This window comes from Bradyrhizobium sp. GCM10028915 (genome assembly GCF_042666195.1).
In the GTDB taxonomy this organism is placed as follows: domain Bacteria; phylum Pseudomonadota; class Alphaproteobacteria; order Rhizobiales; family Xanthobacteraceae; genus Bradyrhizobium; species Bradyrhizobium canariense_D.
Window position 1 is genome coordinate 112726 of sequence record NZ_JBHTFN010000044.1, and the last position, 14399, is coordinate 127124.

At 62.2% G+C, this 14399-nt stretch carries 14 protein-coding genes and 1 pseudogene; 13 read left to right on the top strand and 2 right to left on the bottom strand.

The genetic code is table 11. The features are described 5' to 3' along the window. Window positions 1-204: 204 nt before the first annotated feature. Both ACFQX9_RS20590 and ACFQX9_RS20595 read right to left on the bottom strand, forming a co-directional pair. Window positions 205-1415: pseudogene (locus ACFQX9_RS20590) on the bottom strand (acyl-CoA dehydrogenase family protein). 43 nt (window positions 1416-1458) lie between these two features. Continuing rightward, the gene (locus tag ACFQX9_RS20595) at window positions 1459-3084 is read right to left on the bottom strand and encodes a long-chain fatty acid--CoA ligase (protein WP_377791043.1); all 1626 of its coding nucleotides are present in this window, start codon (window positions 3082-3084) and stop codon (window positions 1459-1461) included. Between the two features lie 178 nt (window positions 3085-3262). On the opposite strand from ACFQX9_RS20595, the gene ACFQX9_RS20600 reads away from it, so the two are divergent. From ACFQX9_RS20600 to ACFQX9_RS20660, 13 genes are all read left to right on the top strand, one after another. Further along, window positions 3263-5116, top strand: a complete 1854-nt coding sequence (locus tag ACFQX9_RS20600) for a flavin-containing monooxygenase (protein WP_377790255.1) — start codon at window positions 3263-3265, stop codon at window positions 5114-5116. Window positions 5117-5154: 38 nt separating this feature from the next. After that, window positions 5155-5973: a lytic transglycosylase domain-containing protein gene (locus ACFQX9_RS20605; protein ID WP_204510926.1), complete on the top strand. Its 819-nt coding sequence runs from the start codon at window positions 5155-5157 to the stop codon at window positions 5971-5973. Window positions 5974-6168: 195 nt separating this feature from the next. Further along, window positions 6169-6390: a hypothetical protein gene (locus ACFQX9_RS20610; RefSeq protein ID WP_007592399.1), complete on the top strand. Its 222-nt coding sequence runs from the start codon at window positions 6169-6171 to the stop codon at window positions 6388-6390. A gap of 12 nt (window positions 6391-6402) precedes the next feature. Next, a complete protein-coding gene (locus tag ACFQX9_RS20615; RefSeq protein ID WP_018459285.1) occupies window positions 6403-6825 on the top strand; it encodes a hypothetical protein in 423 nt (140 codons plus the stop codon). A gap of 371 nt (window positions 6826-7196) precedes the next feature. Beyond that, window positions 7197-7646, top strand: a complete 450-nt coding sequence (locus tag ACFQX9_RS20620) for a MaoC family dehydratase (protein ID WP_018459282.1) — start codon at window positions 7197-7199, stop codon at window positions 7644-7646. 62 nt (window positions 7647-7708) lie between these two features. Continuing rightward, a complete protein-coding gene (locus tag ACFQX9_RS20625) occupies window positions 7709-8221 on the top strand; it encodes a hypothetical protein (protein WP_085352774.1) in 513 nt (170 codons plus the stop codon). 320 nt (window positions 8222-8541) lie between these two features. Beyond that, window positions 8542-9699: a LuxR C-terminal-related transcriptional regulator gene (locus ACFQX9_RS20630; RefSeq protein WP_377790260.1), complete on the top strand. Its 1158-nt coding sequence runs from the start codon at window positions 8542-8544 to the stop codon at window positions 9697-9699. A 229-nt stretch (window positions 9700-9928) separates the two neighbouring features. Continuing rightward, window positions 9929-10900 carry a helix-turn-helix transcriptional regulator gene (locus ACFQX9_RS20635; protein WP_377790262.1) on the top strand — a complete coding sequence of 324 codons (972 nt, stop codon included), beginning with the start codon at window positions 9929-9931 and terminating at the stop codon, window positions 10898-10900. Window positions 10901-10981: 81 nt separating this feature from the next. Further along, on the top strand, window positions 10982-11230 hold the full coding sequence (locus ACFQX9_RS20640; RefSeq protein ID WP_204510928.1) for a DUF6894 family protein: 249 nt from the start codon (window positions 10982-10984) through the stop codon (window positions 11228-11230). A gap of 150 nt (window positions 11231-11380) precedes the next feature. Next, a complete protein-coding gene (locus tag ACFQX9_RS20645) occupies window positions 11381-12499 on the top strand; it encodes a helix-turn-helix transcriptional regulator (RefSeq protein WP_377790264.1) in 1119 nt (372 codons plus the stop codon). Window positions 12500-12612: 113 nt separating this feature from the next. Next, window positions 12613-13731: a helix-turn-helix transcriptional regulator gene (locus tag ACFQX9_RS20650; RefSeq protein WP_026233770.1), complete on the top strand. Its 1119-nt coding sequence runs from the start codon at window positions 12613-12615 to the stop codon at window positions 13729-13731. Window positions 13732-13961: 230 nt separating this feature from the next. Further along, a complete protein-coding gene (locus ACFQX9_RS20655) occupies window positions 13962-14219 on the top strand; it encodes a hypothetical protein (RefSeq protein WP_085352780.1) in 258 nt (85 codons plus the stop codon). Then, window positions 14212-14388, top strand: a complete 177-nt coding sequence (locus tag ACFQX9_RS20660) for a hypothetical protein (RefSeq protein ID WP_377790266.1) — start codon at window positions 14212-14214, stop codon at window positions 14386-14388. Before ACFQX9_RS20655 ends, ACFQX9_RS20660 begins: the two co-directional genes overlap by 8 nt. Window positions 14389-14399 lie beyond the last annotated feature (11 nt).

Consider the following 14399-nt stretch of genomic DNA (forward strand, 5'->3'; position numbering starts at 1 on the left):
CGCCACGGCGCTGGTTGTAATCGGGCTGCGTGTCAGCGTGCCCTCGCCCCTTGCGGGAGAGGGCAGCTCCGCTGGTTGATGCAGACTCACTGGGGTGAGGGGTTTGTCTCCGCGGAAGCAGACCCCTCATCCGGCGCTTCGCGCCACCTTCTCCCGCAAGGGGAGAAGGAAAGAGAGCGAGCCGCACGAGCGGAATGCTTCGTCCTACGCATTCGAATATTTCTTCAGCTCGAACCGCGCGATCTGGTTCCTGTGCACCTCGTCCGGCCCATCCGCAAGCCGCAGCAAGCGCGCGGTCGCATAGGCCTGGGTTAATCCGAAATCGTTCGACGTGCCGCCGCCGCCGTGGGCCTGGATCGCCCAGTCGATGATCTGGCAGGCCATGTTGGGCACGGCGACCTTGATCATCGCGATCTCCGCTTTCGCCACCTTGTTGCCGACGGTGTCCATCGCGTAGGCGGCGTTGAGCGTCAGCAGCCGCGCCTGCTCGATCATGATCCGGGCTTCTGCAATGCGTTCCTGCGTCACCGTCTGCTCGGAGACCGGCTTGCCGAAGGCGATGCGGCTGCGCACCCTCCGGCACATCTTCTCCAGCGTGCGCTCGGAGAGCCCGATCAGCCGCATGCAATGGTGGATGCGCCCCGGGCCGAGGCGTCCCTGCGCGATCTCGAAGCCGCGGCCCTCGCCGAGCAGCATGTTCTCTTTGGGCACGCGCACATCGGTGAAGACGACCTCAGAGGCACGGTCGGGCACACCATAGAAGCCGAACACGGGCAGGGGGCGCTTGACCTCGACGCCCGCAGTGTCCATCGGCACCAGGATCATGGATTGCTGCTTGTGGCGGTCAGCATTGTCGGGATCGGTCTTGCCCATGAAGATGCAGATCTTGCAGCGCGGGTCGGTCGCATTGGTGGTGTACCATTTGCGGCCGTTGATGACGTAATGGTCGCCCTCGCGAACGATCGAGCTTTCGATGTTGGTCGCATCGGATGAGGCGACGGCAGGCTCGGTCATGGCGAAGCAGGAGCGGATTTCGCCTGCGAGCAGCGGCTTCAGCCAGCGCTCCTTGTCCTCCTTCGTGCCATAGCGCTCCAGCACCTCCATGTTGCCCGTGTCGGGCGCCGAACAGTTGAAGACTTCGGGTGCGAGATGCGAGCGGCCCATGACCTCGCAGAGCGGGGCATATTCGAGATTGGTCAGGCCGGCACCGTGGCCGGAGTCCGGCAGGAACAGATTCCAGAGGCCTTCGGCGCGCGCCAGCGGCTTCAGCTCCTCGACGACCGGATAGACTTCCAGGGACCCAGCTCCTCCGCCTCGCGATAAAAGCGCTCCTCATTAGGATAGATGTGCCGATCCATGAAACTGTCGAGCTTGCGCTTGAGCTCGACGACTTTGGGGGACATCGGGTAGAGCATCTTTGGCCTCCTCGATCGATGGGCGGGGCGATGCGCGGTCGGCTCAAGCGACGCGATACTCTCTGAATTTCTCGCGCAGGGCCGATTTGAGCACCTTGCCGGTGCCGGTCATCGGGAATTCGTCCAGAAATTCGACGGCGTCAGGCATCCACCAGCTCGCGATTTTCGGACGCATGTGGTCGAGCAACGTCTTGCCGTCGACGGTCGCGCCCTTTTTGCGGACGACGAGGAGCAGCGGCCGCTCCTGCCATTTCTCATGGTTGATCGCGACCACGGCGGCTTGCAGCACATCGGGGTGAGACAAGGCCACGTCCTCGAGTTGGATCGAGGAGATCCATTCGCCGCCGGACTTGATCACGTCCTTGGAGCGGTCGGTCAGCGTGACGTGGCCCTGGGGGTCGATTACGGCCATGTCGCCGGTGATCAGCCAGCCGTCGCGGTCGAGGCCTTCGTCGAGTTTCATGTAGCCGGACGCAACCCACGGTCCCCGCGCGCGCAGATGGCCGACGCTCTTGCCGTCACGCGGCAGCTCGTTGCCGCCGTCGTCGACGATGCGCAAGGCGGTGCCGAAACAGGCGCGGCCGGACACCTGGCGGCGGTCGAACTTCTCCTTGTCCTCAAGATGCTCGGAGCCCGGCCGCAAGCCCGGCATCGAGCAGCCCAAGGCTTCGGTCATGCCCCAGGCCTGGACGTAGTCGATGTCATACTCGCGCTTGAGCCTCTCGACCATCGCGCGCGGGGGTGCCGAGCCCGACGACAATGTTGCACGAAGTGTCGAGAACCTGTTGCCGGTCCGCCCGAGCCAGTCGAGCAGGATCAGCCAGAAGCTCGGTACGCCCGCCGACAGCGTCACCTTCTCGCCTTCGAGCAGTTCATAAAGCTTGTCGGGCTCGTAATTGCGACCGGGCAGCACCAGCTTCGAGCCGGTATAGGGCGCGGTGAACGGCATGTTCCAGCCGTTACCGTGGAACAGCGGCGCCATCGGCATCATCACCTCGCGCACGCCTTCCAGGTGCCCGGGCAGGAAGTCGAAATTGCAGGAGACCATGGTCTGCAGGATCGCGGCGCGGTGCGAATAGATCACGCCCTTCGGATTGCCCGTCGTGCCGGAGGTGTAGCAGATGGTGGACGCCGATTTTTCGTCGAACTCCGGCCAGGCGAAGCCGGCGTCGTTCTCGTTCTCCAGCAGCTCCTCGTAGCAATGCACGTTGGCAAGCTTGGTCTGCGGCATCCGCTCGCGCGAGCACATCACGACATAGGCTTCGATCGATGTGAGCTGCGGCGCGATCGCCTCCACGATCGGCAGCGTGGCACGGTCGATGAACAGCAGCCGGTCCTCGGCATGATTGACGATGTAGACGAGTTGTTCGGGAAACAGCCGCGGGTTGATGGTGTGCAGCACATATCCCATGCCCGGCGCGGCGTAGAACATCTCGAAATGCCGGTGCGTATTCCAGGCCAGCGTGCCGACGCGGTCACCGGACATCATGCCGAGCCTCTTGAGCGCCAACGCCATGCGCTTGATGCGCGGATGGGCGTCGGCATAGGTATAGCGATGGATGTCGCCTTCGATCTCGCGAGCGACGACCTCAGCCTCGCCGTGATAGTCGGCGGCATACTGGATCAGGCCGCTGATCAGGAGCGGCATATCCATCATCAATCCCTGCATCGTCTCCTCCGGACCGCCATGTCGCTGCATGACGTACGCTTGTGATGTGCGCTTGAGGTTAGCGGAACGCCACGCGACGTTCACGCAAAAAGCGAGAGACGCGATTGCATGCGTCACTTTTTCAGGGCTAAGTGATGCGAGCTGCCGGCGAAGCAGTGTCCGCCGGGGGAGGAAACGGATGACAGCGGAAAGACACAAGACCGGTGCAGCCGGCGAATCTACAATCGACATTGCCGCACTCCGTGCGCGCTATCGCGACGAGCGCGATCGCCGCCTGCGCGCTGAAGGCAAGGCGCAATATGTCGAAGTGACCGGCGAGTTCGGGCGCTATCTCGACGATCCCTGGGCCAATTCCGGATTTGCCCGCGAGGCCGTCAGCGAACAGACCGAGGTGCTGATCGTGGGCGGCGGCTTCGGCGGCCTTCTGTGCGGCGCGCGACTGCGCGAAGCTGGCATCGATGATTTCCGGGTCGTGGAAAAGGCAGCCGATTTCGGCGGCACCTGGTACTGGAATCGCTACCCTGGCGCGGCCTGCGATACCGAGAGCTACATCTACCTGCCGTTGCTGGAAGAGACCGGCTACATGCCGGTGCGCAAATATGCGCGAGCCCCCGAGATCTACGAGCATTCGCGCCGCGTCGGCCGTCATTTCGGCCTCTATGAGCGCGCGCTGTTTCAGACCGTCATCACCCACATGGAATGGCGGGAGCAGGAGGCACGCTGGCTGGTCGAGACAGATCGCGGTGATTGCATCCGCGCGCGCTTCGTCATCCTTGCTGGCGGCCCGCTGAGCCGTCCGAAGCTGCCGGGCATTCCCGGTATCGAAAGCTTCAAGGGACACAGCTTCCACACCAGCCGCTGGGATTACGCCTACACCGGCGGCACGGCCGAAGGTGATCTTAGTGGTCTTGGCGACAAACGCGTCGGTATCATCGGCACCGGGGCCACCGCCGTGCAATGTGTGCCGCATCTCGGCCGCTCGGCCAAGGAGCTCTACGTCTTCCAGCGTACGCCGTCGGCGATCGGCGTGCGCGACGACCGCCCGACGGATCAGAGCTGGGCGCAGGGGCTCAGGCCCGGCTGGCAGCGCGAACGCATGGACAATTTCACCGCCGTGATCTCGGGCGAGCCATTCGAACAGGATCTGGTGCAGGACGGCTGGACCGGCCTGCTCGGCGAGATCCTGCTGGCGCCGCGCCGCCAGCCGCAGCCGGTGACTTCGATCGAGGAGGCGCTCAAGGTCATCGAGCAGGCCGATTATCGCAAGATGGAAGAGATCCGAGCGCGCGTCGATGCGATCGTCAAGGATGAGGCGACGGCTTCGGCGTTGAAACCCTGGTACAAGGCATTCTGCAAACGGCCGTGTTTCCACGACGAATATCTCGACACCTTCAATCGTCCCAACGTGCATCTCGTCGACACCAGGGGACAGGGCGTCGAGCGCATCACCGAGAACGCGGTCGTGGTCGACGGCAGGGCTTATGAGCTCGACTGCCTGATCTATGCCAGCGGCTTCGAGGTCGGCACCGACTACGCCCGCCGCATGGGCTTTGAGGTCTACGGCCGTGACGGCGTGAGCCTGTCGGCGCGCTGGCGCGATGGCGTCAAGACGCTGCACGGCTTCTACAGTCGCGGCTTCCCGAATTGCTTCCTGATCGTCATGGTGCAGGCCGGCCAGAGCGCCAACTTCCCGCACATCATCGACGAGCAGTCGCAGCACATCGCCTATGTGATAGCCGAGGCGCGCAAGCGCAAAGCCCGGACGCTGGAGCCGACGCTCGATGCCGAGAACGCCTGGGTCGAGGAGGTGGTCAAAGCTGCGCTCGGCCGCCAGACCTATCTCGCCGAATGCACGCCCGGCTATTACAACAATGAAGGCGTGTTCGATCCGATCGCGGCGAGAAACAGCCAGTATTGGCGCGGGCCGGTGGCATTCCTGCGGCTGCTGGACAAGTGGCGCCAGGAGGGCAATTTGGATGGACTGGAACTGTCGTATGATCACGCCATGGAGTCGGCGCCTTCGTCCGGGTAAGCTCGGGCATTGGATCACCCAGGGAGAGGACGTCGGACATGATCAGGGGCAGAACTGTAGCTGCGGCGGTTTTTGGGGCGATGACGCTGCTCGGCTGCCTGGCGCCCGCCGCCCACGCCGCGCAATGCGGCAGTTCGTCGGCCGGCTTCGAGGCCTGGAAGCGCGAGTTCAGCGCGGAGGCGCAGGGCAAGGGCGTCGGCCAGACTGCGCTCTCGGCGCTAATGCAGACCAATTACGCCAGTGCCACCATCGCGGCCGACCGTGGCCAGCGCAGCTTCTCGCTGACGCTCGACCAATTCCTCGCCAAGCGCGGCGCCACCACCATCGTTGCCAAGGGTCGCCAGCTCAAGCAGTCGCAAGCCGCCTTGTTCACCTCGATCCAGCAGCGCTATGGCGTCCCGCCGGGGCCGCTGATCGCGATCTGGGGCATGGAGACCGGGTTCGGCAGCCAGCGCGGCAACCAGAACATGCTCTCTTCGATCGCGACGCTCGCCTATGACTGCCGCCGTCCCGAATTCTTCACTGAGCAGCTCTATGCGGCGCTGAAGCTGATCGATCGCGGCACGCTGTCGGGGGCAACCCGCGGCTCGATGCACGGCGAAGTCGGTCAGACCCAGTTCATGCCCAAGAACATCCTGGCCTACGGCACCGGCAATCTCGAAGTTGCCGGCAATGCGCTGAACTCGACGGCGAATTTCCTCAAGGCCCATGGCTGGCGTGCAGGAGCGGGTTACCAGCCGGGCGAGCCGAATTTCGCTGCCATTGAAGCCTGGAATGCCGCCGGCGTTTATCAGAAAGCGATCGCCCTGATGGGACGGCAGATCGACGAGGGCGGAGGTACGGCCGCCTCGCGCTGACAGAGCCGCGTTTCGAAGGGGCTCAAGCTTCTTGGTTTTGGCGCGTTTGCTTTATGCGAACCGGCATCCACTTCGCTTGAGAACGCTCCTGCTCAGCAAGGCGTGATGCGCCGGCAAGAGAAAGTTGTTGCCAACTGGAACCGACGGCACGAGGTTTGCTTTGATCGAACAGGGCTGGGCATGAGGAGACTCAACATGGCAACCCAGATCGTGATGGACCAGACTGGCGACACGCGCCACGAGTTTGATCCTGGCAATGCCGAAGCGCTGGCGCGAGCCGAGCGGCGCTTTCGGGAGCTGACCGGAGCGGGCTTCACCGCCGCGCTGCGAACCGGACCTGGCGAAGTCACCCGGATCCGATCGTTTGACCCGACCGCGCAGGAAACGCTGTTCTATCCCCGCCTGGTTGGCGGTTGATCTGAGCTGCTCATGATCGCGGCAGTTTGGCTCCGTGGGCCGGCGCGTGCGCGTCTGCATGCGCTCCGCGAACTCTATCGGCGCTTCTTCGGCGAGAACACGCCGGATGCTCGCGGTCGCCGGCTCCTGGCCGAATGGCTGTCACCGGCGCAGCGCGCCCAATTCGAGCAGCACCGGTATTTCGATGTCGTCGGCGGCGATACCGGCAAGACCTATCGCATCCATTATGGCACCGCCGCCAACGTCCATGAGATCGACGAGGCCGGAAATGCGACGATGGGGTGGTGCTTCGTCCCGTCAGGCTTTCTCGTTCCCGGCGACGTGATGCTCGCACAGAAGATCGCGCTCGAAACCGACGAAAGGGGAGCTCTCGCGCTCGCCAACAGGTTTCCGCCAGCGACGCATTCGGAGCACTTCTACCGGCGGCCGTTCTAGGGCGTGGGCTATCAGTAATGGGTGGAGCGATAGGCATCCACCGCGTGCGCTGCAAAGACGCCGACGCTGCAAAGCGCGAGCAAGGCCGAGATCAGCTCGATCATAGTTCGTCCTCCTGCGGCGGCAGGGCGACGAGGTGCTGACAGCAGGAATAATCCCAGATCAGGTTGAGGAAGAATTGCATGGTGGCCGTCCCTGTATGCTTTTGACAACGAGATAACCGACCATCTGTTTCAGGCGTGTTTCGTCGCATCTGGAAACGGGTTTCTTGGGGAACCCCGGGCTGGTTTGTGCGCTGCGGAGCCGCTACATCCCGCTCTTGCTCAATCCCATTAGCCGCGGGGCGGCGCATCACATTGCGAGGCGAAATCATGGCGCAGGTCGAGTGGTTCGACGATCTCACCATTGGAATGCAGTTCAAATCCCCCGAAGTTCACGTCACCGAGGCCGACATCAAGCGGTTCGCGGCCGAGTTCGATCCGCAGCCGATGCATCTCGACCACGAAGCCGCCAAGCAGACCCTGTTCAGGGGTCTCGCTGCCTCGGGATGGCACACCGCCGCGATTGCCATGAGCCTCGCGATCCAGACCCGTCCCTTCGGCCCGCATCCGCTGATCGGTGCCGGCGTCGACGGGCTGCGCTGGACCATCCCGGTGCGGCCCGGCGACCGCCTGCATCTGGTCGGGGAGGTCATGAGCCTGACGCCATCGAAGTCGAAGCCGCAGGGCATCGCACTGGTGAAATGGACGATGTTCAATCAGAACGGCGAGGAGGTTTACACCTTCACCCCGATCGCGATCGTGCCGCGGCGAACCGCCTGAAGCCCTTGCGGGTCACCGGCAGAGGTGGTCATCTCAGTCCGGGGAACACGCTGGAGGCTGACATGAAACGATATCTTCTCGCCGCCGGGCTCCTGGCAGGCGCCTTGAGCGCAGTCGCTTTGACCGCAGGACCGGTGCAGGCGCAACAATCCAAGGTCGGCGACTGGACCATCGAAAAGCGTATGCAGGACGCGCATTGCAATGCGAGCCGCGGCTACAAGGACAAGGAAGACGAGAACCGGGACTACGTCATCGTCATCACCTATTCCGAGAAGGCGATCGTGATCGTGATGATCTATGACGGTTGGGAGTGGGACAAGGTCGGCGAGATCCTCCGGGCCGATGTCGGCACCGACGACGCCGATATCATGAAGAAGGCGAAGTGGGAGGTCATGGACAAAACTACCGTGCGCGGCATCTTCGAATACGAGCAGTCCATGATGGACCGGCTGTCCAAGGCCAAGCGTCTCTCGCTCGATTTCGAGGACGATGACGACGACAGCATCGAGATGCAGGTGCCGCGTGCCGGTGAAGCGCTGGCGGCATTGAAATTCTGCGAGGAGAATCGCAAGTAAACTGCCGGAGCCGAATGCGAGGCCGGCGGGATCGGTGGCGACAGGGTTCTGCGGTGCGCGCGCTGCCTGACGCATCGCACGCGTGACTCATCGCACACAGTCCGCGCGCTGTTCGCATTTATCCTAGTCTTTGGCGAAAACGTCCAAGCCGCATCCTGCGGTTGACGTTACGCAAGGACGATGTTCGATATTCCAGCATTTCGTTGCAACGTTTTCTCCCAGTCGAAGGCGGCCATTGAACGGCCCGTCTCCTTCGCCAGTCCCCGGATCGCGATCTTTCTCGCACGCCCGAGCCATACGCAGATTGCGTCGTCCGGCCGATGACAATCCTCCACGCAAATCGATTCTCGTCCCTTGTCGGCGAGATCTACGACGCCGCGGTCGATCCCGCACTGCGCAGCGGGGTGCTGGAACAGGTTTCGCATTTCGTCGGCGGATGTGCCGCGACCATCCTGTCCAGGGACAGAGCCAGGCTCTCGATCGAGATCCACGAGCATTTTGGCACCGAATCCCGCTTCCGCCAGCTTTATCGCGACCGATATGTGGAGCTGGACCCTCTACTCGATCGCCATTTTACGCTCGCGGCGGAGCAGACGATCGGCGTAGCCGACATCATGCCTCAGGCGGATTTTCTGGCAACGAGCTTCTATCGCGAGTGGGTGGAACCGCAAGGAGCGATAGACCTTGCAACCGTTGCCCTCGAGAAGTCGGACACGCGCACCACAATCCTGCAGGTGTTGCGCCACCGGTCGCGCGGAATGGTTGACGAGCCGATGCGTGAGCGCATGCGGCTGCTGGCTCCGCACCTTCAGCGCTCCAGGATCATGGGCCGACAGATCAGGGCACGCTCGCATACCGTGGACGACCTTGCCGAGGTCTTGGATGGGCTGAGCACGGCGATCTGCCTGCTCGACGCAGATGGCCGCGTCGTGCATGCCAACGCAGCATGCCGCGGGCTGTTCGCCGATGCCAGCCTGCTCGCAATGGTCGGCGACCGGATCGTGGCCCGCAACACCCAGACTGATAAAATATTCCGCGGCCTGTGCGAAATCGATTCAGGCAGCGAAACTCATTCCGCTGCCCGCCGCCAGATCGAGCTTGCGACATCAGTTGATGGACAGCACTATCTGCTCCACGCCTTTCCCTTGAAGCGCTATCGCACTCCATCGCGAGATGCTGCAGCCACGGTGCTGTTCGTTCAGAAGGCATCGGCGGCGACATGGCTCGCGGCTGATGCGATTGCGGCGGCCTTCAGGCTGACACCGTCCGAACTGCGTGTTTTAATGGCCATTATCGAGATTGGCGGTGTCCCCGACATTGCGGCAAAGCTCGGCATCGCCGAGACAACGGTGAAGACGCATCTCGGGCGCCTGTTCGAGAAGACCGGCGCCGGCAGGCAGGCCGACTTAGTCAAGATCGCCACCGGCTTTGCCGTTCCATTCGCGCATCGAACGAATGGCGGTGACGACGCCGTGTGATCCATTTCACAAGGCTCGCCGATACGTGCCGCGATCTCAATGCATTGTGATGAGCCCAGCTCCCGTGTCCTCCGAATGCAGGACGCGAGTCATTTGATACTTTCGTATATCGCGATCCAGAAAAGTGAAGAGCAGCAAGCGCCACGAAGAGATGCGACGACGGCGTCAAACGCGAGTGTGAGGAAACGACAGCGCACGGCCGGACCTGCTCGTCGGTTGGAGGATTGCAGTGAGCCAGTTTGATTTTTCCATTATTAATGTTTCGACGAACGAAATTCCCGAAAACGAGCGTATCCCGCTGCTTCGCGATTTCTACTGCCGCGGGGTGTTGAAGGCGGAGGTCGAGGCGAGAGAAGGAAAGCCGGCTACGGCGAGCTTCACGTCCCACGTCTTGCCGGAAGCCAAATTGCTGATCGGAGGATTGTGCGGAGCGCGCGTCAGTCGCACCAAACACCTGGTTGCCGATGGCGACGACAGCCTGGCCCTGATCGTGAATCGATCTGGCGTACTTGGAATATCCGAGCGGGGACACGATCTGAGCCTTCGTGCAGGGGAGGCGGTCCTGACCAGCGCGGAGGACGTCACGACGTTCGAGCGATTGTCGCTGGGTAGCTGCTTCTCCCTACGCGTGCCGAGACGCGTGCTGGCGCCGATGATCGTGGATGTCGATGACGCCGTAATGCGTGTCATGCCAGAGAGCTCGACAGGACTTCGATTGCTGGTCAACTATGCGGAGACACTGGTGCGGGAGAAGGCGTTCGCGACGCCAAATTTGCGCCAGCTCGGGGTCGGGCATCTGCACGATCTTCTGGCAATCGTTCTCGGTGCCACCAACGAGCCCCGGGAGCTGGCCGGGCGGCGCGGCGTGAAGGCGGCACGGCTGCAGAAGGCCAAAGTCTCCATCGCCAACAATTGCTGGCGGCAGGACCTGTCGGTGGCCACAGTCGCCCAGGAGCTCGGCGTGACGCCGCCTTATCTCCAGCGCCTGTTCGAGGCCGGCGGCAAGACGTTCTCGTCCTTCGTGATCGAACAACGCGTCAAGCGCGCCCATCGCATGTTGCGGGAACCCGGATACGCCGAGCGGACGGTCAGCTCGATCGCCTACGATGTCGGCTTCGGCGATCTCTCCTATTTTAACCGCTGCTTCCGTCGAACTTATGGCGCCACGCCCAGTGACGTCAGGAGCGGCGAAATGTCGTGACCGCGCACGACTGAGTTTCAAGTCAAATGCCGCTTGGAGACGGCAGGGGCGGGCGTGCGCCGCCCCCAGTTGGAGTGTTGCATGCGCCGTTTTTTCTTTGATCTTATGATCGGCAATATCGTGAAGATCGATCCGGGCGGCATGGTGTTCGAATGCCCCGAAGCGACATTCGTGGTGGCCAACGAGATGGCAAGCCACCTGTTCGTCTGGCGCGACGATTTGCGCGACCGCGATGCCTGCATCCGGGTCAGAAACGCCGACGGGCGCGAGATCTATCGCGCCGCGGTCTGGTCGGAGAATCTGGAGAAGGTCGGCTGGGACGAGATGTGAGCATCCCGGTGCGGTATCGCGACTCTGCATCAGTAGCACCCGAAACGAATATCCGCTCGTTACCGGCCGACGCCTCATCCGATCGGAGGATGCCGCATGCTGTGGTTGTGGTATGCTTGGTGATATTGATCACCCAGGCCATTTATAGCCATGCACGGACCACGGAAACTGCCCGACCTGGTCGAGGCCATCTACGATGCCGGGCTCGATCCCTCGCTGTGGAATAACGTCGTCACCGGCATCCGCGACTTCGTCGGCGGCCAGGCCTGCGGGCTGTTTTCCAAGGACTCGATCAGCAAATTCGGCGTCACGCACTATTATTGCGGGGCGGACCCGCACTACATCCGGCTCTATTCCGAGACGCATTCGAAGTTCGATCCGCTGACGGTCCTGCCGCCGCATGGCCAGATCGTCAGCATCCCGGATCTCGTCAATTTCGATGAATATCGGCGAGGACGCTTTTACCAGGAATGGATGCGGCCGCAGGGTTGCAGCGATGCGGCTAACGTCGTGCTCGAGAATTCGAATGCGAGCTGCCCCGTGATGATGACGGTGCTGTCGGGCCGCCGGATGGTGGATCCGGTGATGAAGCAGCGCCTCTCGCTGATCTTGCCGCACGCCAGCCGAGCGTTGCTGATCAACCGCGCCATGACCTCGCAACTGACGCTGGCGACGGCGTTGGCGGAGGTCCTGGACAATTTGGCCTGTGGCATCTTCCTGCTCGATGGCTTCTGCCGGGTGGTGCACGCGAATTCCGCAGGGCACGCCTTGCTTGCGGCCGACGATCTGGTTCGGTCCGTTGCCGGGCAATTGGTGACCAGCAGTGCGGAGGCCAATCAGACACTGTGGGAAGCGTTCGCGACCCGCCATGAAATTGCGCTGCTTGCCGCAAAGGGGCACGCGTTTTCGCTGCTTTCGCCTTCGGGCGAGCGCTACGTCGCGCACATCCTGCCGCTGTCGTCCGTCCTGCGGGACGGCAGCGAGCGGGTGGTCGATGCCGTCGGTGCGCTGCTGCTGTGTAAGGTATCGCTCGGCGGACAGTCCTATGGCGAATTGATCGCGCGGACATTCGACCTTACGCCGGCCGAGCTGCGCGTGTTCCTGTCGATCGTCGAGGTTGGCGGCGTCCCGGAGACGGCGGTCGCGCTTGGTATCGCGGAAACGACGGCGAAGACGCATCTGCATCGCGTGTTCGCCAAGACGGGCGTTTCGCGTCAGGCCGATCTCGTTAAGCTCGCGGCAGGATTCTCCAATCCGCTTGTGAATTAGACTGTTGAATTTTGCCTTCACGATTGAACCTTTCGCTCCCGCGAAAGACTCACGGAAGCCGCCAGGCATGAAGAACATTTCGCCATCTCCATGTGTCACCATTGGCTCTTCCGATGCCCCGACCTCCAAAACCGTCCGAGTTGATCGAGACTATCTATGACGCGGGTCTCCACCCGGAGTTGTGGAGCGAGGTCGTTGTCAAACTCAATGCCTTCATTGGCAGCCAAGCCTGTGGTCTGATTTCGAAGGACCCGGTCAGCAAATCAGGCGCGACGCATTATTATTGCGGGGTCGATCCGTACTACATTCAGCTCTATGCGGAGACCTACTCCCGATACGACCCGCTTGCTCGGCTTCCGCGCTATGGCGAGGTGCGCAATATCCCTGATCTCGTGGATTTCGACGAATACCGCCGCGGCCGCTTCTACCAGGAATGGCTGCGCCCCCAGGGCTGCGTCGACGTCGCCAACGTGGTGCTGGAGCAGTCGAAGTCGCCGTGTCCGATGCTAATGACCGTGATCCCGGGCAGGGAGATGCTCGGCGCGGAACAGCGGGCGCGAATGCAGTTCCTGGCTCCGCATGCGAGCCGGGCGCTGTTGATCAACCGGGCGATCGAGCGGAAGCAGCAGCGCGCGGTCGCGCTTGCCGACGTCGTGGACCGACTGAATGCCGGTGTCATCCTGCTCGATTCGACCTGTCATATCATCCACAGCAATCCGGCCGCGGCGATGATCCTAGACGTCGACGATGTCCTGCGGTCTGTCTCGGGCAGGTTGGTGGCAAGATCTTCCGCTGCTAATTCAGCCTTGCGCGATATTTTCCGTGACACCAGCGAGGTCGCGTTGGCGGCATCTTCGGGACGGAAAATTCCGTTGATGTCGCATGACGGTTCCTACTACGTCGCGCAAATCATCGCGCTGCCATCATTGCTGCGCGACGGGGTGGCCGAGCGCAGTTCGGCAGTGGGAGCCCTGTTCATCTGGAAAGCGGAACTCGACGGCCGCTCGTGTGCCGGGCTCATTGACCGCACCTTCGAGCTCACGCCTGCCGAACTGAGGGTCTTGCAGTCAATCGTCGATGTCGGCGGCGTGCCGGAGACGGCGGTTGCGCTCGGTATCGCCGAGACGACGGTGAAGACGCATCTGCATCGCGTGTTCGCCAAGACCGGCGTTTCTCGTCAGGCCGATCTCGTCAAGCTCGCAGCTGGATTTTCCAATCCGCTCGTGCACTGAGACGCGTTCAAAAACGCAGGCGAGTCGCCGTAGCTCGCAATAGGTTCAATCACAAGCATCATTAGAAAGTTATCGCACGTCGTTCGATCGAATGACGCGATTTTCCGCGTTGTCTTCTACTAGACGTCACACGATCTGTCGTTCGACCTACCAGACATTTTTGTGAAGCAACTCACTGCGAGCGGAAACGAATTCCGTCAATCTCTCGTGCAGGTTGAGAGGAGATTGTCATGCGGACGGCGTCACCAGTTCTGACAGGAAGATTCCGCGATATCGTCGCCCGCATGGGCGCGGTACTCCGCGCGCAGCGGGAAATCGACGCGGAGCGCGTGTTGCGGCGCTATCGCCACCTGCTGGACCAGCCGCACGAAGCGCCGTGTTTGAATGAAATTATTCCCGTTTCCCGTGAAGAGGATATCTTTGAAAATGCCAACGGAGTTGATCCGCGCGAGCGCACGAGCGACCACCCCAAATTCGAACGTGCGTAACGCCAGCATCGTCGCAATCGCGCTGACGGCAGCGCTCGTCGCTCTCGAACTGGTCGGCCTCGCGATGCTGGAGCGATCTCATGCTTACGCGCAGCCGTCGGTTCCACTCGTGCCGGCCGTTTTCACCGAGAGCGCCGATGTCCCCGTCTCGCAAATTCCCTACGATTGATCGGAGGGCAA

What these genes read in the sequence shown, in the direction of transcription:
- ACFQX9_RS20595 (WP_377791043.1), bottom strand. Translation starts at nt 3,084, where the DNA reads ATGCAGGGATTGATGATGGATATGCCGCTCCTGATCAGCGGCCTGATC.
- ACFQX9_RS20600 (WP_377790255.1), top strand. Translation starts at nt 3,263, where the DNA reads ATGACAGCGGAAAGACACAAGACCGGTGCAGCCGGCGAATCTACAATC.
- ACFQX9_RS20605 (WP_204510926.1), top strand. Translation starts at nt 5,155, where the DNA reads ATGATCAGGGGCAGAACTGTAGCTGCGGCGGTTTTTGGGGCGATGACG.
- ACFQX9_RS20610 (WP_007592399.1), top strand. Translation starts at nt 6,169, where the DNA reads ATGGCAACCCAGATCGTGATGGACCAGACTGGCGACACGCGCCACGAG.
- ACFQX9_RS20615 (WP_018459285.1), top strand. Translation starts at nt 6,403, where the DNA reads ATGATCGCGGCAGTTTGGCTCCGTGGGCCGGCGCGTGCGCGTCTGCAT.
- ACFQX9_RS20620 (WP_018459282.1), top strand. Translation starts at nt 7,197, where the DNA reads ATGGCGCAGGTCGAGTGGTTCGACGATCTCACCATTGGAATGCAGTTC.
- ACFQX9_RS20625 (WP_085352774.1), top strand. Translation starts at nt 7,709, where the DNA reads ATGAAACGATATCTTCTCGCCGCCGGGCTCCTGGCAGGCGCCTTGAGC.
- ACFQX9_RS20630 (WP_377790260.1), top strand. Translation starts at nt 8,542, where the DNA reads ATGACAATCCTCCACGCAAATCGATTCTCGTCCCTTGTCGGCGAGATC.
- ACFQX9_RS20640 (WP_204510928.1), top strand. Translation starts at nt 10,982, where the DNA reads ATGCGCCGTTTTTTCTTTGATCTTATGATCGGCAATATCGTGAAGATC.
- ACFQX9_RS20645 (WP_377790264.1), top strand. Translation starts at nt 11,381, where the DNA reads ATGCACGGACCACGGAAACTGCCCGACCTGGTCGAGGCCATCTACGAT.
- ACFQX9_RS20650 (WP_026233770.1), top strand. Translation starts at nt 12,613, where the DNA reads ATGCCCCGACCTCCAAAACCGTCCGAGTTGATCGAGACTATCTATGAC.
- ACFQX9_RS20655 (WP_085352780.1), top strand. Translation starts at nt 13,962, where the DNA reads ATGCGGACGGCGTCACCAGTTCTGACAGGAAGATTCCGCGATATCGTC.